We start from the raw sequence: 18,355 nt of genomic DNA, 5'->3' as shown, positions 1-18,355 counted from the left end.
GATCAGTTCAGCACGTCGACATTCGTCGCATAGATGTACGAGTCGATTCCGGCGGGGAATTCGGCGGTCGCAGCTTCCGGCAGATCGCCCGCTTCGCGCACCGTGCCGGTGACGTTGACCCGCGAACCCGGATTGACGTCGAGCGCGCCTTCCTTGGGCGTGCCCGGGGTCTGAACCTGGTCGAACACGACCAGCGCGCGGCTATCGGCACTGTCGCCGACGAAGAACGCCATGTCGCCGCTCAGCGATTCGACCGGCACGTCCTGCAGCGCGACTTCGCGACCGTTCATCGCGACGAGGCCGCCGGTTCCGAGCAGTGCCGCCATCGTGGTGATCGGGCCGGTGCTGGTGTCGGCTACGGGATCGGCCATCTGCTCGGTGGCAACGGTCTGATCGGCAATGACGTTGTCGTCATTGTCGAACATGCCGATTATGAACCAGGCGATCAACGCCAGGAGCAGCAGAGCCAGAAGCCATCCCCACCACGGAAAACCCGATTTCTTCTCGATTGGTATTTCGGCCATATAACATTCTCCAATTTGTAATCGTCATCGGAGGTTAATGTCTTTGGGAGCGCGACCAGTTGATCTGGATCGACTTGCCGGTTCCACGACCGATTAAATTTAATTATGGGCTGGTGCTGGCCGAATCTTGCGCGGATCCCGGCCCTATCATCGATACGCGCCGCCCCGTCGCTTGGACGCCTAGCCGACCGAATTATGCAATTCGGGTCGAAGCTGTCTGAGCTTGCTCTGCAGGTAATGATGATCGAATCCGGCTATTTCCATGAGCTTGTCAACGTCCGCGATCACCAGTTCATCGTCGATCAGCTCCATCACGCCGGCCGATCGGAGCTTGCGCAGGACCCGGCTGACATGCGCCGGCGTCAGGCCGAGCGCGTCGGCCAGGAGGATCTGGCTCAGCGGCATTCGGCATTGCCACTGGCCATCCTCGCTATTGCCGCAGGCGCGGAAGAAAAGCTCGCACATCAGATGCGCCAGGCGCTCGGTGGCGTCGCGGCGGCCCAGGCTCGCGATCCAGGAGCGCGCGACGCCTAGATCGATCAGCTGCTGGAGCCAGCATGCCTTGGCGATGGCGGGGTGGCTTTCGATCAGCGCCTGCATCTCCACGCGGTCGATGATCGCCACCTGCGAGAAGGTCACCGCGGCAATGCTGTGATCCATCTCGTTCAGCAGACCGGTGTGCATGTCGCAAAAGTCGCCCGGCATCATTACGGCCAGAACCTGCCGCCCGCCCTCGGGCAGCATCTTGTAGCGGCAGCCCCACCCTTCGAGAAAGACGTAGAGCGGCCCCGGCGGATCCCCTTCGCGGATCAGGTCCTGCTGTGCGGGATAGCGGCGGGTGTTGGCGCAAATCCCCTCGAGCGCCGCCACGTCCCGCTCCGACAAGCTAGCGCAACGGCTCAGCCGTTCGACGAACGTGTTCGTAAGCCGCCGCTCTCCTGCTAGAATGATCTCGGCCATTATACGTCCCCATTACCCTCGACCATCGGGGTATGAATTTCATCGCCGGCCATCTCAAGATGGAGGAATGCGATGGCAATAAAACCGAGCCGCGACGATCGTTCGGATCGACCGCAAGTTCGCAGTTCGCGATCCCGACGAAGCTCATCGACCACGCTCCATAAAAAAAGGCCCGCAGGGAGTGAGCGGGCCTTTTGATGGAGGATGCCCGTTAGGAGCACCCTCCGGTTCGATCTTTAAAGCATCAGATACCGTCTGCGGTATCCTCGAGCGTCTCAGCCTGCTGTTCCTTCATGTCGGCCTTCTGCTCCATTTGCGCGGCGCCAACCTGATCGGTGGCAAGGTCGGCCTTCTCTTCGGCCAGATCGCTCTGCGCTTCGGCAACACCGGCCTGCGCGTCCATCACTTCGCCCTGGGCCTCGGTCACGTCGGCCTGCTCTTCGGCGACTTCTTCACCCGGGCTGTCGCAGGCTGCGAGAGTGAACAGGGCGGGAAGCGCAGCGGCCAAAATCATTTTCTTCATATCATATCCTGTTCGATTAGCTGTGACGATCACAATGCCTTAATTATCCACGAGCGAAGGGCGTTTGGCAATGTCGCCATGCAGTCCTTAACATTTGTTGCCGGGCGCGCGTTGCGATCGGCTCCTTCCCATACAGGTTGCTGCGTGAAGGAATGGGCGGGATGAAGCCCCCGTCTTACACGGCGAATCGACAGGCGGAGCGGCATTGCTGACATTTCTGTCAGTATCCACGGAGTGACCGACCATGCCGAGCCCCGCCACCCCACGGACCTGACCATCACGCCGCGCGATCTGCGCTTCGGGCGGGGCCGCGCGATGAAGCGCTACTGGTTGAACGACGAAGCCGACGCCAACGCTGCTCTCCCGGTCAGAAGCTTATAGACAATCGTAAATTATGAGCCGCCTTTTCGGATCGTCCGACAACTCATTCTTTCAGTTGGCACCATATTAACGTCCGCTTTCGCGATTGCCGACGAGGTCGCCGAATGACTGGGATTGGGGCGCTTAACTGCCTCGATCATGCCTTTCAGCAAGCTGCGCTTCGGAGATAGATGGGTAAATTTTCAGGGCAGTGAGATCGGAGGGGTAGGGGATCAATATCTCGGCTTCACCCCGGCCATTAAGAAAGGCGAACGCTTCACTCTCATCGACCCTGCCAGACAAAATCACTGGTTCCGCTGTGATGCCCCAGCGTCGTGGCCACTCATGTGCATAGAATGATGCGACCTCACGATTGAGTGTCCAACTGACGCCTGATGCGACCTTGTCAATTACGCCCGTTCCTCCACGATAGACGGTCAGCGGGAAATTCATAGTGTTGAACTCCCGCTCTTCCGTTGACGACATCAAGTGTGCGCCCCATTTTCGATGAATTCTTCCAACGTGAAAAACGTGGCATCCTCAAGTGATGAGACGGAGCTGCCTATGAATGAACCAATTCTGATGCCGCCGACGTAAGGTTCGCTATCCCAAGGGTGGCGTAGTGCGCCACCTGCCATTGCTCTATTTAAATCGCCATCTTCAAGCCACGTGTCGATAATAGAAGCAATCAATGCTATTCTTTCATGATCGCTAAGACTTAAAAGGACCGAAGAACCTTTTTCGCGGTCTCTTGTCCATGCTTTCATGCCTGCGGGGTCGAGTCGGAAAAAGTCGGCAGTGTTTGGCAACTCGTGCCAATTTTTGTCGTTCATGATCCAGCTCCCATTGAGAAAGGCACATTGGCCGCAAGGGTCAAACGCGGGGTAATCGGCGCTAACCGTAAACGACGCGCTCAGAACGCACTAAATATCACTTTCTGAGGATGCCCGAATCAGAACGGAGACGCCGATGGCGACCTGAACCAACGCGGGAGCGCGCCTCAATTGGAAGAAGCCGGATAGGTCTGGGATCGAGGTGGTTGGTAATTACCGGCACGTATCGATTCAGAAACTCCATCCGCTCGCGAAGCACGACGTCGAGGCCCTCAGTCTTGATGCGCTTCGAATAGTGCTTGGCGTTCGTCCCGGAACGGGCATGTCCCATGATGTCAGCTCGCATGATCTCGTTGACTCCATCCACCTCATAGAAAGAAGAGCCTAGCGCCCGGATGGAGTGGATATCAGGCCCTTTGCCCTTGTTGTTTACTTTGACCTCCATGCTATCGAAGATCCACTGGACCATGAACCGCCATGCGCGATCGTAAAACTGGGCACCGCCTCGTTTAGTCTCGAAGAGGTAGAGTTCAGGAAAGAGGGCGACATGGCCTTCTCTGCGGATGGCTTCGACGTAGTCTAGGAATCCGAGGCGAATGAGTTCGGGGTGGAGAGGTATCTTGCGGCGACGTGCCAACCTCTTCTCACCGCCCTTTTCTCCGTCCCTGCCTCGAGTGAGGTTGTCCCTGATATGGATGTGAGGGACTGGATGATCGACTAACACGTCCGCGATCTCCAAGCCGCAAACCTCCTCCCGGCAGGCGTGGGTGTAATACCATATCAGGGGCGCCCAATAAGCAGCATCGTGCCACACTTGGGGGCTTAGACTGTCTGTTTTTAGCCGCTTCTTTCCTGGGCCTCCGCCGCAATAGAGCGGTGATCGGAACAGGCATTCGAGCTGTTCCTTCTCCCAAGGGGGCCGCAGGTCACTGGTGTCCTCCTGCGGGATAGCCATAGTCGCTGCGGCGAAGTTCATTACAACGGCACCCGGAATTCTGGGTTTCCACGCCGAGCGCTCCAGGTGCTTGGCTACCGTGCTCATTGTGCTCAGATCGCGGTTCACCGTTTTGAGGCTGCGCTCGAGCTCAGGGGTCAACTTCGGCAGTTCCTCCTGAACCTCTTCGAAGGGTCGCGACATGTTGCCCTTCTTCAGCGTCCCAAACCTGAAACCCCTTGCCGGGATGAGTAGCAATCTCTGCACATATGTCTCTACGTCGCGATGATCGTAAGAGCCAAGTTCACGGTCGCCGGTCATCCAGGCGAAGCATTCTAGGATCATCCGCTGCTGTTTCAGGTCCCCTTTCCACACCTTCTTTCGCTTCAGCGTGGCGAGAGTATCTTCGATGATTTCGCTGAAGCGGCGGCTATCGTAGATTGTGAACGGGCATTCCGTAGTTGGCGATGGTGATGGCGAGGGTAGGTCTGGCGTTGCGGCCAGAGCTATCGCAGCGTTGGCCCGGCAGAGAAGAGCTTTCACCTCGGGAGAAAGCTCGCCCAGATCGGCGGTCATCGTTCGCATGGGATCAGCTGCTTCAAAGACGTCTTCGTCAAATACGCGTTGCGCCCGCGCGCAGGCGGAGGCGCCGGCACGTATCATGTGCGTCCGTGCGGCAGCGATGTTAGATTCGCTGGGCGTAGCTCCAATCGCTTCCAAGGCAGCGCTGACGTATTCATCGGACAATTCGTCACGTAGCTGATCGACCAAGGGCCACGTCCAGGCCGGGGTGCTTTTCTTTGCGTGCAATCTTGCAGCGTCGAGCTTTTGACGCTCGAAGGGATCCATGTCGTAACGTGGGTCAGGTAGGCGAAGCTGCCTGTAGGCTTCGCCGTGGCGTGCTGCTTCCTCCGTGACCGAGGACGACCAAGGAGCGTTCTCGTAAGCGGCCGTTAGCCAAGATCCGAGTTGCTGCTCAAGCTCTCGCCGAAAGATGGCTTCTATCTCAATGCCGGTCAGGTTGCGCTGGCCTTCCAGCATCGTCTTCACTTCCGCCCTTACAATCACGAAACGCGCCGAGAGGATTGCCACGCGCTCACGCGCGGCGCCCGGATCGGCAGTCTGCAACGCCAAGGCTAGCGGCTTGGAGATAATATTTCGGAAATGAATCCGGCGGCGGAACGAATAGCGCCCGTCGATGCGGATGGTGAACGGTATGCGGCTCATCGATAACGGCCTTCCCGCATGTGCTCCCGCTATGTGTGTTGGTCGTATTACCAACACGGGGCGGAAACCAATGCTAAAAGGCGGAAATCTGCGGCTTAGCGCGCTAAAATGGTCGGGGAGAGAGGATTCGAACCTCCGGCCCCTGCCTCCCGAAGACAGTGCTCTACCAGGCTGAGCTACTCCCCGACCGAGCCGGAGACGGGCTCCGGCGCGAGGCAGGCGTGCCCTATAGGGGCGGTGTCGGGACGCTGCAACCATAAAGCGCGATTACGATTGGCTGCTTGAGCGGACCGGCTCTTGTCCCTAGCTTCGCGCGCCATGGCCGAGCACTATGAACAGCAATATCTGGACCTGATGCGCCGCATCTGGACGACGGGGGACGAGCGGGTGGATCGCACCGGCGTCGGCACCCGGGCGGTATTCGGCGCTTCCATGCGGTTTTCGCTGGAAAGCGATGCGGTGCCGCTGCTCACCACCAAGCGCGTCTACTGGAAAACCGCGGCGCGCGAATTTCTGTGGTTCCTAACCGGCGAGACCAATATCCGCCCGCTGCTGGAGCAGAAGGTGCGTATCTGGACCGACTGGCCGCTCGATCGCTATCGCCGCGAAACGGGCGATGCGATAACGCAGGAGGCGTTTGAGGCGCGCATCGTGGAGGATGCCGAATTCGCCGCACAATGGGGCAATCTCGGCCCGGTTTACGGTAAGCAGTGGACCGACTGGCCGATCTATGAGGAAGCAGGCGAGGGGCTGTATCGCCGCCGCGCGCGCGGGCATGATCAGGTGGCCGAGATCGTCGACAGCTTGAAGAACAACCCCGGATCGCGCCGTCATATCGTCGAGGGCTGGAATGTCGCCGAACTCGGGCAGATGGCACTGCCGCCCTGCCACAAAACCTATCAATTCTATGTTGCCGACGGGAAGCTGTCGGGGCTTCTTTATCAGCGCAGCTGCGATCTGGGGCTTGGCTTTGCGTTCAACATTTTTTCGCTGGCGCTGTTTACGCGGATGCTGGCGCAGCAGACCGGCCTGACACCCGGTGAGATCGTGTGGAACGGGGGGGACGTGCATCTCTATCTGAACCATCGCGATCTGGTGGAAGAGCAGCTTTCGCGAAAGCCATCGGGTGCACCGACGCTGCACATCGCCCGCACACCGGCCAGCATCTACGGTTATCGGATCGAGGATTTTGAGGTGCGCGATTACGCTCCGCAGGAACATATCCGCGCGCCCGTCGCTGTCTGAGCGGGTGCTGCGGCTGCCCGCTCGGTATCTTGCACTCGCGGCAATAAAATTATAGGGCACAGCAATATTGCAATTGGAGCAGCCGAGTCCGATCGGCCGCCGAGGAGAGAGCTTCGATACGATGGCACCGCCGGACAAATCCAATCTGCCGCCGCTCAAGCTGCACGTTCCCGAACCCAAATTCCGTCCCGGCGACAAAGCCGATTTTAGCGAGCTGGAGATTCCCGCCGCTGGCGCCACGCCGCGCCCCGATGAAGCCGGCGCGCCCGATGGGATGCGTGATCTGGCTTATGGTCTGGTTCGCGTCCTTGACGATGATCACGACGCGGTTGGCCCCTGGGACCCGCGGCTAAGCGATGAGCAGCTTCTTCAGATCCTGCGGACCATGGCGCTCACCCGCGCTTTCGACGAGCGCATGTTCCGTGCGCAGCGGCAGGGCAAGACCAGTTTCTATATGAAGTGCACCGGCGAAGAGGCGACGTCGGTTGCCGCCGCTTTTGCGCTCGACCGGGAAGACATGTGTTTTCCCAGTTATCGCCAACAGGGCATTCTGTTTGCGCGTGGCTATCCGATGATCGAGATGATGAACCAGATCTTCTCGAACAGCGGGGACAAGCTGAAGGGCCGTCAGCTGCCCATCATGTATTGTTCGAAAGACGACGGCTTCTTCACCATCTCTGGCAATCTCGCCACGCAATATCCGCAGGCCGTGGGCTGGGCGATGGCGAGCGCCGCCAAGGGCGACACCCGCATCGCTGCCGCCTGGACGGGCGAGGGATCGACGGCCGAGGGCGATTTTCATTCGGCGGCAACATTCGCTGCAGTCTATAACGCGCCCGTAATTCTGAATATCGTGAACAATCAGTGGGCTATCTCTAGCTTCTCTGGTTTCGCCGGAGGAGAGCGCACCACCTTTGCGGCCCGCGCGGTCGGCTACGGAATTGCCGGGCTTCGCGTCGACGGCAATGATCCCCTCGCCGTTTATGCCGCGACGCAATGGGCGGCGAACCGCGCGCGGCTGAACGCCGGGCCCACCATCATCGAGCATTTTACCTACCGGTCCGAAGCGCACAGCACGTCGGACGATCCGTCCGGCTATCGCAGCGCACAGGAACGTGAGGAATGGCCGCTTGGCGATCCGATCAACCGGCTGAAGCAGCATTGCATCAAGAAGGGCATCTGGGACGAGGAACGCCACGCCGAGCAGGACAAGGAACTCGCCGAAAGCGTGCGCGCGACCGGCAAGGAAGCCGAAAAGCTCGGCGTGCTCGGCCACGGCATGCACCAGCCGTTCCGCACCATGTTCGAGGACGTGTTCGAGGAAATGCCCTGGCATCTGAAGGAACAGGCCGAAATGGCGATATCGGAGCGTAAGGAGAAATTCCCCAAGGGCCTGCCGCGGGGGAACGACTGATGCCCAAGATGAACATGATCCAGGCGATCAACAGCGCGCTAGATTGCGCGATGACCGCCGATCCCGACGTCGTCATCATGGGCGAGGATGTGGGCTATTTCGGCGGCGTGTTCCGTGCCACCGCGGGTCTGCAGGAAAAGCACGGGAAGACGCGCTGCTTCGATACGCCGATTTCCGAATGCGGCATCATCGGCGTTGCCGTAGGCATGGCCGCTTACGGCATGCGGCCCGTACCCGAGATCCAGTTCGCGGATTACATCTATCCGGGGCTCGACCAGATCATCAGCGAGGCGGCGCGCATGCGCTATCGCTCGGCGGGTGAGTTCACCAGTTCGATGACGATTCGCTCGCCTTTCGGCGGCGGCATTTTCGGCGGGCAGACGCACAGCCAGTCGCCCGAAGCCATTTTTGCGCATGTCTCCGGCCTGAAAACGGTGATCCCGTCCACTCCCTATGACGCCAAGGGTCTGCTGATCGCAGCGATCGAGGACAATGATCCTGTCGTCTTTTTCGAGCCGAAGCGCATCTATAACGGCCCGTTCGACGGCTATTATGATCGGCCCGTAAAGCCCTGGTCCAAGCATCCCGCGTCCGAGGTGCCGGAGGATCATTATCGCATTCCGCTCGGCACCGCGAAGGTGGTACGCAAAGGCTCCGATCTCACCATCCTGGCTTATGGCACGATGGTGCATGTGGCGCTGGGCGTGGTGGAAGAGCATGGCATCGATGCTGAAGTGATCGACCTGCGCTCGATCGTACCGGTGGATATCGACACGATCGAGGCGTCGGTGAAGAAGACCGGCCGCTGCATGATTGTGCACGAGGCCACGCGGACCGCCGGGTTCGGCGCCGAACTCAGCGCGCTCGTTCAGGAGCGCTGCTTCTATCATCTCGAAGCGCCGATCGAGCGCGTGACGGGCTTCGACACGCCCTATCCGCACTCGCTGGAATGGGGCTATTTCCCGGGGCCGGTCCGTATCGGCAACGCGCTCGACCGGATCATGAAGGACTGAATTGATGGGACGCTATACGTTCAACCTGCCCGATATCGGTGAAGGCATTGCCGAGGCCGAAATCGTCGAATGGCACGTCTCCGTGGGCGACATGGTCGAGGAAGACCAGCAGATCGCCGACATGATGACCGACAAGGCGACGGTCGAGATGGAAGCGCCGGTGGCCGGCAAGATCGTGGAGGTTGCCGGAGAGGCGGGCGACACCATCCCGATCGGCTCCATGCTGGTGGTGATCGAGACCGAGGGCGAAGTCGAGGATGACGGCCACGGCACGGCCGAGCGGACCGACGATCAGCCCGCGGACAAGGAAGGCGTGGCCGAAGCGGCGGACGCTGGCCCCGGCATGGACGAGAAGACTGTCGCCGCCGAAGATCCCGGTGTGCAGGACAACCAGGTCGATACGCCGCGCACTGAAGTTTCGCCGAAGGACGGCGCGAGCATTCCTGCCAAGGAAGACGGCGTGGCCTCCGAATCCGAAGCCGAGCCCAAGGAGGGCGAGGGTGCTAAGACTTCGCGCGGAACCGACGGTGACGAGAAGAAGGTTCTCGCCTCTCCCGCCGTGCGCAAGCGCGCCGAAGAGCTCGGCGTCGATCTGGCCGATGTGAAGCATCAGGGCGAACATATCCGCCACGGCGATCTCGACGCCTATCTGAATTATGGTTCGGGGCAGGGCTATCGTCCCGCCGGCGCCTCCGCCAAGCGCGAGAACGAGACCATCAAGGTTATCGGCATGCGCCGCAAGATCGCGCAGAACATGGCCGCCTCCAAGCGCTCGATCCCGCACTTCACCTATGTCGAAGAGCTCGACGTTACCGAGCTGGAGCATGTCCGGGCCGAGCTGAACGCGACTCGCGGCAGCAAGCCGAAGCTGACCGTCTTGCCGCTGTTGATCGTAGCGATCGCGAAGACCATTCCGGACTTCCCGATGATCAACGCTCGCTACGATGACGAGGAAGGCGTGGTGACCCGTCACGGCGCGATCCATCTCGGCATGGCCGCGCAGACCGACAAGGGCCTGACGGTGCCTGTGATCCGCAATGCGCAGGATCGTAATGTCTGGCAGCTGGCGAGCGAGATCGACCGCCTGGCTAATGCCGCGCGCGATGGCAGTATCAAGGCGGACGAGCTTCAGGGCGCGACGCTGACTCTTACTTCGCTCGGGCCGCTCGGCGGCATTGCTACGACGCCGGTGATCAACAAGCCCGAAGTGGCGATCATCGGCCCGAACAAGATCGTTGAGCGTCCGGTGATCGTGGATGGAGAGCTGGAAGCGCGCAAGCTGATGAACCTGTCGATCAGCTGCGATCACCGCGTGGTCGATGGCTGGGATGCGGCGAGCTTCGTTCAGGCGCTCAAGAAACTGGTCGAGACCCCGGTCCTGCTGTTCGCGGACTGATCCGCTGGGAACGCGAACGGGTCTGGCAGTTCTTGTCGGGCTCGTTGGCGTGCCCGCTATCCTGCTGTTGACGCCGCAAATCGATGATCCCTTCGCATCTCGCGGCGAGGGGACGTGGCGTTTCGTCTCGATTGCAGGGCGCGACGTTCGTGGCGGAAACTACAATGTAGTGGTGCGCGGGCCAGCGGCCCTCGCAGGAAGCGATGGCTGCAATCACTGGAGCCGCGATCCCAAGAATCCAGGCAAAAGGACACTCGTTTACTGTTCACCGACGCCCGAACGGGCTGCCTATCGCTGCTTGGCGATGGCACCCGATCTGGAGCGCCGCATTGCTTCGATGGAAGCAGATGGACGCGTCGAATTTGCAGACGGCACCGTCATGGTGCGCACCGCACGGCCGAAATTAGAGCTATTCTGATCGATCAACGCACCCGGCCACGGAAGAGCAGGCCGGGTGTGTTTGCGCGTGCGGTCAACACCCAGCGCACATGGGTGACGTCGTCCGGCACGGCGCGGCGCGTGGCGCCATTTGCCGTCGGGACCGTCAGATCGTCGAGGCACCCCCAATTGCGTCCGCCATCGACCGAAACGAGGTCGCCCCCCCCGATGAACGCCACGCTGTCGGGAACGGCGCTGGTGAGCATCTTCTGTCCGCTAGCGGTGCCGTTACGATAATCTACACGAAAGAGCAGGCTGTCGCCGCTGCGCACTTGGCTCGCCGGCTCCAGCCGAACCCTGCGGCTGCCATCGCCTTCCTGGGCCTGTCGCTCGACATAGACCGTGCTGGCGACGGGTTGCGGGCTGTTGGCGCGGGCCGTGGCGGGAACGAGTGCTACGGCGCCGAGGATGGCGAGACGGAGAAGGAAGCCGGCGATGTCGCCGCTCACGCGGCTGCGAAAGATGTTCGTCATAGCCGCGCGGCTCTACGCGCCGAGGCGTCAAGATTCGGTAAACCATGTTGGCCGAGGACCGATCGCGCCCCGGTCTGCGAGATCGCAGCGAGGCGCGCCAAGCGGGCAGGCTAAAAAAACGGCGGATTTTCGTAAAAATGCGCGCGATCGCAATTTTTCTGCTCTCTTTGCGTTGACAGTTTCGCGCAGCCCGCCTAGTGGCGCTGCTCCACGATCAAGCGGGTGTAGCTCAGTTGGTTAGAGCGCCGGCCTGTCACGCCGGAGGTCGCGGGTTCAAGTCCCGTCACTCGCGCCATTCGTGGTACATAAAGGCCCGGTTTTCCGGGCCTTTTTTGTGTCTGCCGTCGGCGAGGGGCGTTTCGCCTCAGCCGCGCCACCGCCCCGTTTCCATCCAGCGCAGAAGCGGGCCGAGGGGCAGGATCCAGACAAGCCCCAGCACGAGATAGACAGGAAGCTGCGCCCACCAGGGCAGCCTGCCGATATGGTCCACCTGAGAGAGCACGAGCGCGGCCCACAGGCCGATGAAGACGAGCAGGCCGAGGACGCCCACCGGCTTGCGCCAGCTGGGCTGCTCTTCGGGGCTCAGGGGGCGGTTGGGGTCGCTGCGCATATCAGGGGGTGATCCATTCGCGTTCGGTGAGGATATGGGTGAGGGGGATGTCCCAGGGCTCGCGCGGCAACTCTGCGGCCTCCTGCGCAGACCAGGCGAGGCCAATGGTGACGGCGTCCGGCAAGCCTTCGAGAGCCCGATCATAATGCCCGCCGCCCTGGCCAAGCCGCGTCCCGCTGCGGTCGAAGGCGACAAGCGGGAGAATCAGCACGGACGGCGTCAGCTCGGGCGAATCGGCGGCAGGTTGTCCGCCCCCGAAAGGTGCCTCATGCAGCGGTTCCCCGCCTTTCCATTGGCGAAACAGCATCGGTGCCTCGCGATCGGCGAACCAGGGCAGGGCGATCGGGCAATTGCGTGCCCGTGCTGCCTCAAGCAGGCGCACAGGATCCGCTTCCCCGCCAATGGCACAATAACCGGCCACCACCGGCTGATCGCTCAGAAGTGGCGTCATGACGCTGGGCGGAACGGAAAATGCCCGCGCACGGTCAGCCAGGCGCATCGCATCGCAATAGGCGCGGCGCTTCTCGCGAAAATGTCGGCGTAGGCTGGGTTTGTCGGTCATGGGAGGCATGTCCTGCCATGGCGCGGCGGTTGGCGGAACCACCATGGGTCGTTTGCTGAAATATCCTCTGACGCCAGTAACGTCAGGTGGGCGCCATATGTGCAGGGCCAGGACCCCGCCAGGGACGGCTCCCTAGGATGTTGTATCGCCTCAGGGATATTTGCTCGAGCTCGTGCCGGGCAGTCCCGCCAGTTCTGGATTTAGGAGCTCGCCGATTCTTTCTCAAGGCGCGTCGCGAACGCTTCCACCCGCTCGGCGAGATTCTCGAGCGCTTTAGCCGACCGTTCGTCGCCTTCAGCGGTCGGTGCTTCGGGCGCAGGTGCTTCGCCAATGTCCTTCAGCTTGTCCGCCAGAAACAATGCGGCATACAGCAAGGCGCGCGTTTCGCTCAGCGCGCCGGGATCGGCTCCTTCGCGCAGACTTTCGTCGATGAGCACTCCCAGCGATTCGAGTCGCTTTTCCTCGCCATCGGCGCAGCTCACCACATAATCGCGCCCGCCGATCGCCAGAGATACCTGTGCCATCAGCCCAAACCTTTCAGAAGATCATCGATCTGACCGATGGCCTGCCGCGTCTCCGCGCGCAGCGCCTCATGTTTGCGCGCAAGGTCGGAAGGCTGCGACGCTGCCGGGCGCGCGGCCGTCGCGGTTTCGACGCGTGCTAGCGCCCGTTCGATCCGGCCGATGGCCATGATGATGCGTGTTTCGGCGCTTTCTTCGGTCATGGCGTCATCTGCTACGGAGCCGCTCCGCCTGTCAACAGGATGGCGGGCGAGTCCGGCGGTGGCGGGGAGGACGGGAGTGAGCGGAGTTGGGGTCGCGCGGGGAGAGGGGCGGGTTGACGCTGCCCGCTCCAGTTCCCAAAGGAAGCCGCATCAATCGACTCGCCGCCACGGGGCGGCATTCACTCGATCCTAATGCGGAGAACCCGATGGCCGTTTCTGAACGCGAACTGGCAAATGCCATCCGGGCGTTATCGATGGACGCGGTGCAGGCGGCCAATAGCGGCCACCCCGGCATGCCGATGGGCATGGCAGACGCTGCGACCGTCCTGTTCAAGGATTTCCTGAAGTTCGACGCGGCCGATCCGCACTGGGCGGACCGGGACCGGTTCATCCTTTCGGCCGGCCATGGATCGATGCTGATCTATTCGCTGCTGCACCTCAGCGGCTACGCCAAGCCGACGATCGAGGATATCCGCAATTTCCGCCAGCTCGGCAGCCCTTGCGCCGGCCATCCGGAGAACTTCCTTCTCGACGGCGTGGAATGCACCACCGGGCCGCTGGGGCAGGGCTTTGCCATGTCGGTGGGCTTCGCGCTTGCCGAGCGTCATCTGAATGCGATCTACGGCGATGGGCTGGTGAATCATCGTACCTGGGTGATCGCGGGTGACGGCTGCCTGATGGAAGGCGTGAACCATGAGGCGGTGGGCCTGGCGGGGCACTGGAAGCTCGGTCATCTCAACGTTCTGTGGGACGACAACCGAATCACGATCGACGGCTCGACCGAGCTTTCGACCAGCGAGGACATTCCGGCGCGCTATCGGGCCAGCGGTTGGCATGTCGTGTCCTGCGACGGGCACGATCATGACGATATCCGCCGCGCGCTATCCGAAGCGAAGGACGATCCGCGACCCAGCCTGATCGCCTGCCGCACCACCATCGGTTTCGGCGCGCCGAACAAGCAAGGGACGGCGGCAACGCACGGCTCGCCGCTGGGCCCGGACGAGATCGCCGCGGCGCGCAAGGAACTGGACTGGAGCCATGATCCGTTCGTCATTCCGGCTGAGATCAAATCGGCGTGGGAAGACATTGGCAAACGCGGCGCGGAAGAGCACGGCCGCTGGAAAGAGCGCCTTGCCAACCATTCCGACAAGGCCGAGTTTCAGCGCCGTATGTCCGGCGAACTGCCGCAGGACTTCTCGGTGGCCGAGCATGTCGGCAATTTGATGAGCGATCCAAAGAAGGTGGCGACGCGCAAGGCATCCGAATGGGCGCTGGAAGCGGTCAATCGCATGCTGCCCGAAACGATCGGCGGCAGCGCGGATCTCACCGGATCGAACAACACGAAAACACCGGATATCGAACCGCTTACGGCCGATAGTTACGGCAGCCGCTACGTCTATTACGGCATCCGCGAATTCGGCATGGCTGCGGCCATGAACGGCATGGCGCTGCACGGCGGCGTCATTCCTTATGGCGGCACCTTCCTGATCTTTTCCGATTACAGCCGTCCGGCCATCCGCCTCGGCGCGCTGCAGCAGGCGCGCGTCGTGCATGTGATGACACATGACAGCATCGGTTTGGGCGAAGACGGGCCCACGCATCAGCCTGTGGAGCAGCTGCAGAGCCTGCGTACGATCCCGAACCTGCACGTCTTCCGCCCGGCGGACGCCGCCGAAACCGCCTGGTGTTGGCAGCTCGCATTGCAAAATGCGGAGGGGCCGTCGCTGATGGCGCTGAGCCGCCAGAACCTGCCCGCCATCGCCACCGATGCGACCGAGCAAGGCTGCGCGCGTGGCGCCTACCGGCTGAAGGCCGCCGAAGCGGACCGCAAGGTTATCCTACTTGCCACGGGTTCCGAAGTCTCGCTCGCGCTTGAAGTCGCTGAGAAGCTGGAGCGCGAGGGCGTGGGTGCGGACGTGGTTTCGATGCCTTGCACAGAGCTGTTCGATGCGCAGGACGCCGACTATCGCGCGGATATCCTTCCAAACGTCGATCCTTCGCATATTCTGCGCGTTTCGATCGAGGCGGGCACGACCTTCGGTTGGGAGCGTTACACGATGGCGAACGGCCTGAATTTCGGGCTCGACCGCTTCGGCGCCTCGGCCCCGGCGGAGGATCTGTTTGAAAAATTCGGCCTGACCGCCGATGCCATCGCGCCGAAAATTCTCGAAGCGCTTAATCGCTGAGCTAAAAACCCGAGCGCTCAATCGCTGAGCCAAAAATATGGCGCTGCTGCGCCGAAACACACAGGAGCAAATCCCTATGACGGTCAAAGTAGCGATCAACGGTTTCGGACGCATCGGCCGCCTCGTGGCGCGCGCCATGCTGGAACGGCAGGACACAAATCTGGAGCTGGTGGCGATCAACGACCTTGCCGACGCCAAGGCGAACGCGCTGCTCTTCCAATATGATTCCACCCACGGCCGCTTTCCTGGCGACGTGACCGCCAGCGACGACTCGATCACCGTCAACGGCCACAAGATCGCCGTGACGTCCGAGCGTGACCCCGGCAAGTTGCCGCACAAGGACATGGGCATCGACATCGTGCTGGAATGCACCGGTTTCTTCCAGAGCGACGGGGCAGCCCGTCCGCATCTCGACGCCGGTGCCAAGCGCGTGCTCATTTCTGCGCCTGCCAAAAATGTCAGCAAGACCATCGTGTTCGGTGTGAACCAGGACAGCCTGACCGCGGACGACGTGATCGTCTCCAACGCCAGCTGCACCACCAACTGCCTGGCGCCGGTGGCCAAGGTGCTGAACGACACCGTCGGCATCGAGCGTGGTTTCATGACCACGATCCACAGCTACACCAATGATCAGCGCATGCTCGATCAGATGCACAGCGACATGCGCCGTGCCCGCGGCGGGGCGCAGAACATGATCCCGACCACCACGGGTGCCGCCCGCGCGGTCGGCCTCGTCCTGCCCGAACTGAACGGCAAGCTGGACGGCAGCTCGGTGCGTGTGCCGACCCCGAACGTTTCGCTGATCGATCTGGTGTTCACGCCGGGCCGCGACACCACGGCGGAAGAGCTCAACGCCGCGCTGAAGGAAGCTTCGGAAGGCGCCATGAAGGGCGTGCTCGCCTTCACCGACCAGCCGCTGGTGAGCAGCGATTTCAACCATCAGCCGGCCAGTTCCACGGTCGACAGCCTGGAAACCGCCGTGCTCGAAGGCAAGTTGGCCCGCGTGGTCAGCTGGTACGACAATGAATGGGGCTTCTCCAACCGCATGCTCGACACCGCGGGCGTCATGGCGAAGCTCCTCTAGGCTAAAGCGCCATCATCCGTTCGGGCTGAGCTTGTCGAGGCCTGCTTTTTATCTTTCGGCGTCTACAGCTACAAGACGACCCTTCGACAGGCTCAGGACGAACGGAGAATATGAGATGACCCAGTTCAAAACGCTCGACGATCTCGGTGACGTCACCGGAAAGGTGGCGTTGGTTCGCGTCGACCTGAACGTGCCGATGCGCGACGGAGACGTTACCGACGATACGCGTATCCGCGCCTTCCTACCGACCGTCGAAACGCTCTGCGAAAAAGGTGCGAAGGTGCTGCTCCTCGCGCATTTTGGCCGCCCCAAGGGCCAGAAAAGTTCGACCCAGTCGCTTTCCATGGTCGTCGGCGAAGTCGAGGAAGTGCTCGGGCGGGAAATCATGTTCGTGACGGAAATTGCGGGCGATATCGTTGCGCAGTCGATCGGCATCATGCGCAATGGCGAAGTGGCCATTCTGGAGAACAGCCGCTTCTATCCCGGTGAGGAAGCGAACGACGCCGAATTCGCCAAGGCTATTGCCGCCAACGGCGATTTCTACGTGAACGATGCCTTTTCCGCGGCGCATCGCGCCCATGCGACGACCGAGGGGCTTGCCCATCTGCTCCCGGCCTATGCGGGCCGCGCGATGGAAGCGGAGCTGAAGGCGCTCGCAAGCGCGCTCGACAATCCCGAACACCCGGTTGCTGCCGTCGTGGGCGGTGCCAAGGTGTCATCGAAGCTGGACGTTCTGACCCATCTGGTGAGCAAGGTCGATCATCTCATCATCGGCGGCGGCATGGCCAACACTTTTCTGGCGGCGCGGGGCATCGATGTCGGCAAGTCGCTGTGCGAGCATGAGCTGACCGATACCGCGAACGACATCATGGAACGCGCCGATGCATCCGGCTGCACGGTGCATCTGCCTTATGACGTGGTCGTCGCGAAGAAGTTCGAGGCGAACGCCCCTTCGCGCACCGTCAACGTGCACGAAGTCGAAGCGGACGACATGATCCTGGATCTTGGGGCATCGGCGGCCGAGGCGCTGGGCGATGTTCTGAAGACCTGCAGGACGCTGGTGTGGAACGGCCCGCTCGGCGCGTTCGAAACGCCGCCCTTCGATGAGGCCACGGTGGCTCTCGCTAAGACCGCCGCGGCTTTGAGCAAGGACGGCTCGCTCACCTCGGTGGCAGGCGGCGGCGATACGGTTGCCGCGTTGGCTCATGCCGGCGTCACCGAAGACTTTTCCTATATCTCAACGGCTGGCGGCGCATTCCTCGAATGGATGGAAGGTAAGGACCTGCCCGGCGTCGCCGCGCTTTCTGATGCCTGACTTCACCATTCGCGCGGCAACCGACGCGGACCGCTCCGTCATCGCCGCGATCCATGCGGCCAGTTGGCAGGAGCAATATCGCGACGTACTGCCGAGCGATTTTCTCGATCGGGAAATCGAAGGCGCGATGGAGCGGCATTGGCAAGACCAGCCCTTCAGCGAAGGTGATGTGCTGCTGATGGCGGAGCGGGAAGGCGAGGCGATCGGTTTCGCCGCAACCTGGTGCGGCGATTGTGCCTATATCGACAATTTGCACGTCCGCTCCGGCAAGCGATCGGGCGGCGTCGGCCGCGCTCTCTTGGCCGAAACGGCACGGCGGTTGATGGCCCAGGGCCATTCCGCAGCCGATTTGCATGTCGTCACCTCGAACGATCGCGCCCGGAAGCTCTATGGCGCACTCGGCGGCGAATCGGCCGGCTTCGAGAACAAACCGCTTCTCGGCCACGACGTCCCGCACGAACGTATCCGCTGGGCCGATCTCACCTTATTATCAGCGGTCGCATCGGATCAAACTTAGCGCAATTGCCATCGTGC

20 protein-coding genes, 2 tRNA genes and 1 other RNA gene are annotated in these 18,355 nt (G+C 61.6%); 10 read left to right on the top strand and 13 right to left on the bottom strand.

All coding sequences use genetic code 11. The features are described from left to right. Positions 1-2: 2 nt before the first annotated feature. The 7 genes from I6A82_RS10650 to I6A82_RS10620 all read right to left on the bottom strand — a co-directional run bounded on the left by I6A82_RS10650 (position 3) and on the right by I6A82_RS10620 (position 5,547). Positions 3-524 carry a hypothetical protein gene (locus I6A82_RS10650; protein ID WP_198094848.1) on the bottom strand — a complete coding sequence of 174 codons (522 nt, stop codon included), beginning with the start codon at positions 522-524 and terminating at the stop codon, positions 3-5. A 180-nt stretch (positions 525-704) separates the two neighbouring features. Further along, positions 705-1,484: a Crp/Fnr family transcriptional regulator gene (locus tag I6A82_RS10645; protein WP_198094847.1), complete on the bottom strand. Its 780-nt coding sequence runs from the start codon at positions 1,482-1,484 to the stop codon at positions 705-707. A 244-nt stretch (positions 1,485-1,728) separates the two neighbouring features. After that, complete coding sequence (locus I6A82_RS10640; RefSeq protein WP_198094846.1) at positions 1,729-2,007, bottom strand: hypothetical protein; 279 nt, start codon at positions 2,005-2,007, stop codon at positions 1,729-1,731. Positions 2,008-2,511: 504 nt separating this feature from the next. Continuing rightward, positions 2,512-2,820, bottom strand: coding sequence for a hypothetical protein (locus tag I6A82_RS10635; protein ID WP_198094845.1), 309 nt, complete (start codon positions 2,818-2,820; stop codon positions 2,512-2,514). 32 nt (positions 2,821-2,852) lie between these two features. Next, a complete protein-coding gene (locus I6A82_RS10630; protein ID WP_198094844.1) occupies positions 2,853-3,200 on the bottom strand; it encodes a hypothetical protein in 348 nt (115 codons plus the stop codon). 97 nt (positions 3,201-3,297) lie between these two features. Beyond that, positions 3,298-5,361: a hypothetical protein gene (locus tag I6A82_RS10625; protein WP_198094843.1), complete on the bottom strand. Its 2,064-nt coding sequence runs from the start codon at positions 5,359-5,361 to the stop codon at positions 3,298-3,300. A gap of 109 nt (positions 5,362-5,470) precedes the next feature. Then, positions 5,471-5,547: transfer RNA gene (locus I6A82_RS10620), tRNA-Pro, on the bottom strand. Between the two features lie 132 nt (positions 5,548-5,679). Between I6A82_RS10620 and I6A82_RS10615 the strand changes: the two genes are divergently transcribed. From I6A82_RS10615 to I6A82_RS10595, 5 genes are all read left to right on the top strand, one after another. After that, the gene (locus I6A82_RS10615; protein ID WP_198094842.1) at positions 5,680-6,606 is read left to right on the top strand and encodes a thymidylate synthase; all 927 of its coding nucleotides are present in this window, start codon (positions 5,680-5,682) and stop codon (positions 6,604-6,606) included. A 121-nt stretch (positions 6,607-6,727) separates the two neighbouring features. Beyond that, entirely contained in the window at positions 6,728-8,020 is a 1,293-nt protein-coding gene (locus tag I6A82_RS10610; protein ID WP_187336280.1) for a 3-methyl-2-oxobutanoate dehydrogenase (2-methylpropanoyl-transferring) subunit alpha, read from the top strand. Between the two features lie 8 nt (positions 8,021-8,028). Beyond that, a complete protein-coding gene (locus tag I6A82_RS10605; RefSeq protein ID WP_198095592.1) occupies positions 8,029-9,033 on the top strand; it encodes an alpha-ketoacid dehydrogenase subunit beta in 1,005 nt (334 codons plus the stop codon). Positions 9,034-9,037: 4 nt separating this feature from the next. Further along, the gene (locus I6A82_RS10600; RefSeq protein ID WP_198094841.1) at positions 9,038-10,429 is read left to right on the top strand and encodes a dihydrolipoamide acetyltransferase family protein; all 1,392 of its coding nucleotides are present in this window, start codon (positions 9,038-9,040) and stop codon (positions 10,427-10,429) included. Positions 10,430-10,478: 49 nt separating this feature from the next. After that, positions 10,479-10,847: a hypothetical protein gene (locus I6A82_RS10595; RefSeq protein WP_198094840.1), complete on the top strand. Its 369-nt coding sequence runs from the start codon at positions 10,479-10,481 to the stop codon at positions 10,845-10,847. 4 nt (positions 10,848-10,851) lie between these two features. Here I6A82_RS10595 and I6A82_RS10590 read toward each other — a convergent pair whose 3' ends face one another. Next, a complete protein-coding gene (locus tag I6A82_RS10590; RefSeq protein ID WP_198094839.1) occupies positions 10,852-11,340 on the bottom strand; it encodes a hypothetical protein in 489 nt (162 codons plus the stop codon). Between the two features lie 218 nt (positions 11,341-11,558). Here I6A82_RS10590 and I6A82_RS10585 point away from each other — a divergent pair. Beyond that, positions 11,559-11,635: transfer RNA gene (locus I6A82_RS10585), tRNA-Asp, on the top strand. A gap of 69 nt (positions 11,636-11,704) precedes the next feature. Here I6A82_RS10585 and I6A82_RS10580 read toward each other — a convergent pair. From I6A82_RS10580 to I6A82_RS10560, 5 genes are all read right to left on the bottom strand, one after another. After that, a complete protein-coding gene (locus I6A82_RS10580) occupies positions 11,705-11,950 on the bottom strand; it encodes a DUF2842 domain-containing protein (RefSeq protein ID WP_198094838.1) in 246 nt (81 codons plus the stop codon). Position 11,951: 1 nt separating this feature from the next. Continuing rightward, positions 11,952-12,512 (bottom strand): 5-formyltetrahydrofolate cyclo-ligase, encoded by a 561-nt coding sequence (locus I6A82_RS10575; RefSeq protein WP_198094837.1) that lies wholly within the window; start codon positions 12,510-12,512, stop codon positions 11,952-11,954. 31 nt (positions 12,513-12,543) lie between these two features. After that, positions 12,544-12,701: non-coding RNA, 6S RNA (gene ssrS / locus I6A82_RS10570), on the bottom strand. An 11-nt stretch (positions 12,702-12,712) separates the two neighbouring features. Then, complete coding sequence (gene zapA, locus I6A82_RS10565) at positions 12,713-13,036, bottom strand: cell division protein ZapA (protein WP_198094836.1); 324 nt, start codon at positions 13,034-13,036, stop codon at positions 12,713-12,715. Continuing rightward, positions 13,036-13,236, bottom strand: a complete 201-nt coding sequence (locus tag I6A82_RS10560; RefSeq protein ID WP_198094835.1) for a hypothetical protein — start codon at positions 13,234-13,236, stop codon at positions 13,036-13,038. Before I6A82_RS10560 ends, zapA begins: the two co-directional genes overlap by 1 nt. A 206-nt stretch (positions 13,237-13,442) precedes the next feature. Between I6A82_RS10560 and tkt the strand changes: the two genes are divergently transcribed. The 4 genes from tkt to I6A82_RS10540 all read left to right on the top strand — a co-directional run bounded on the left by tkt (position 13,443) and on the right by I6A82_RS10540 (position 18,338). Beyond that, on the top strand, positions 13,443-15,422 hold the full coding sequence (gene tkt, locus I6A82_RS10555; RefSeq protein ID WP_198094834.1) for a transketolase: 1,980 nt from the start codon (positions 13,443-13,445) through the stop codon (positions 15,420-15,422). A gap of 76 nt (positions 15,423-15,498) precedes the next feature. Further along, positions 15,499-16,506 (top strand): type I glyceraldehyde-3-phosphate dehydrogenase, encoded by a 1,008-nt coding sequence (gene gap / locus I6A82_RS10550; RefSeq protein ID WP_198094833.1) that lies wholly within the window; start codon positions 15,499-15,501, stop codon positions 16,504-16,506. Positions 16,507-16,621: 115 nt separating this feature from the next. Then, positions 16,622-17,821 (top strand): phosphoglycerate kinase, encoded by a 1,200-nt coding sequence (locus I6A82_RS10545; protein ID WP_198094832.1) that lies wholly within the window; start codon positions 16,622-16,624, stop codon positions 17,819-17,821. Then, positions 17,814-18,338 (top strand): GNAT family N-acetyltransferase, encoded by a 525-nt coding sequence (locus I6A82_RS10540; protein ID WP_198094831.1) that lies wholly within the window; start codon positions 17,814-17,816, stop codon positions 18,336-18,338. Before I6A82_RS10545 ends, I6A82_RS10540 begins: the two co-directional genes overlap by 8 nt. Positions 18,339-18,355 lie beyond the last annotated feature (17 nt).

The sequence above is a fragment of the Novosphingopyxis sp. YJ-S2-01 genome (genome assembly GCF_016093175.1).
In the GTDB taxonomy this organism is placed as follows: Bacteria; Pseudomonadota; Alphaproteobacteria; order Sphingomonadales; family Sphingomonadaceae; genus Novosphingopyxis; species Novosphingopyxis iocasae.
The sequence above is the reverse complement of the archived record's forward strand: the minus strand, read 5'-3'. Positions and strand labels throughout refer to the sequence as shown.

Excerpts from the sequence above, each read along its gene's own strand:
- I6A82_RS10630 (WP_198094844.1), bottom strand. The coding sequence starts at position 3,200 with ATGAACGACAAAAATTGGCACGAGTTGCCAAACACTGCCGACTTTTTC.
- gap (WP_198094833.1), top strand. The coding sequence starts at position 15,499 with ATGACGGTCAAAGTAGCGATCAACGGTTTCGGACGCATCGGCCGCCTC.
- zapA (WP_198094836.1), bottom strand. The coding sequence starts at position 13,036 with ATGGCACAGGTATCTCTGGCGATCGGCGGGCGCGATTATGTGGTGAGC.
- I6A82_RS10645 (WP_198094847.1), bottom strand. The coding sequence starts at position 1,484 with ATGGCCGAGATCATTCTAGCAGGAGAGCGGCGGCTTACGAACACGTTC.
- I6A82_RS10590 (WP_198094839.1), bottom strand. The coding sequence starts at position 11,340 with ATGACGAACATCTTTCGCAGCCGCGTGAGCGGCGACATCGCCGGCTTC.
- I6A82_RS10545 (WP_198094832.1), top strand. The coding sequence starts at position 16,622 with ATGACCCAGTTCAAAACGCTCGACGATCTCGGTGACGTCACCGGAAAG.
- I6A82_RS10575 (WP_198094837.1), bottom strand. The coding sequence starts at position 12,512 with ATGACCGACAAACCCAGCCTACGCCGACATTTTCGCGAGAAGCGCCGC.
- I6A82_RS10600 (WP_198094841.1), top strand. The coding sequence starts at position 9,038 with ATGGGACGCTATACGTTCAACCTGCCCGATATCGGTGAAGGCATTGCC.
- tkt (WP_198094834.1), top strand. The coding sequence starts at position 13,443 with ATGGCCGTTTCTGAACGCGAACTGGCAAATGCCATCCGGGCGTTATCG.
- I6A82_RS10540 (WP_198094831.1), top strand. The coding sequence starts at position 17,814 with ATGCCTGACTTCACCATTCGCGCGGCAACCGACGCGGACCGCTCCGTC.
- I6A82_RS10580 (WP_198094838.1), bottom strand. The coding sequence starts at position 11,950 with ATGCGCAGCGACCCCAACCGCCCCCTGAGCCCCGAAGAGCAGCCCAGC.
- I6A82_RS10640 (WP_198094846.1), bottom strand. The coding sequence starts at position 2,007 with ATGAAGAAAATGATTTTGGCCGCTGCGCTTCCCGCCCTGTTCACTCTC.
- I6A82_RS10610 (WP_187336280.1), top strand. The coding sequence starts at position 6,728 with ATGGCACCGCCGGACAAATCCAATCTGCCGCCGCTCAAGCTGCACGTT.
- I6A82_RS10615 (WP_198094842.1), top strand. The coding sequence starts at position 5,680 with ATGGCCGAGCACTATGAACAGCAATATCTGGACCTGATGCGCCGCATC.
- I6A82_RS10650 (WP_198094848.1), bottom strand. The coding sequence starts at position 524 with ATGGCCGAAATACCAATCGAGAAGAAATCGGGTTTTCCGTGGTGGGGA.
- I6A82_RS10635 (WP_198094845.1), bottom strand. The coding sequence starts at position 2,820 with ATGAATTTCCCGCTGACCGTCTATCGTGGAGGAACGGGCGTAATTGAC.
- I6A82_RS10605 (WP_198095592.1), top strand. The coding sequence starts at position 8,029 with ATGAACATGATCCAGGCGATCAACAGCGCGCTAGATTGCGCGATGACC.
- I6A82_RS10560 (WP_198094835.1), bottom strand. The coding sequence starts at position 13,236 with ATGACCGAAGAAAGCGCCGAAACACGCATCATCATGGCCATCGGCCGG.
- I6A82_RS10625 (WP_198094843.1), bottom strand. The coding sequence starts at position 5,361 with ATGAGCCGCATACCGTTCACCATCCGCATCGACGGGCGCTATTCGTTC.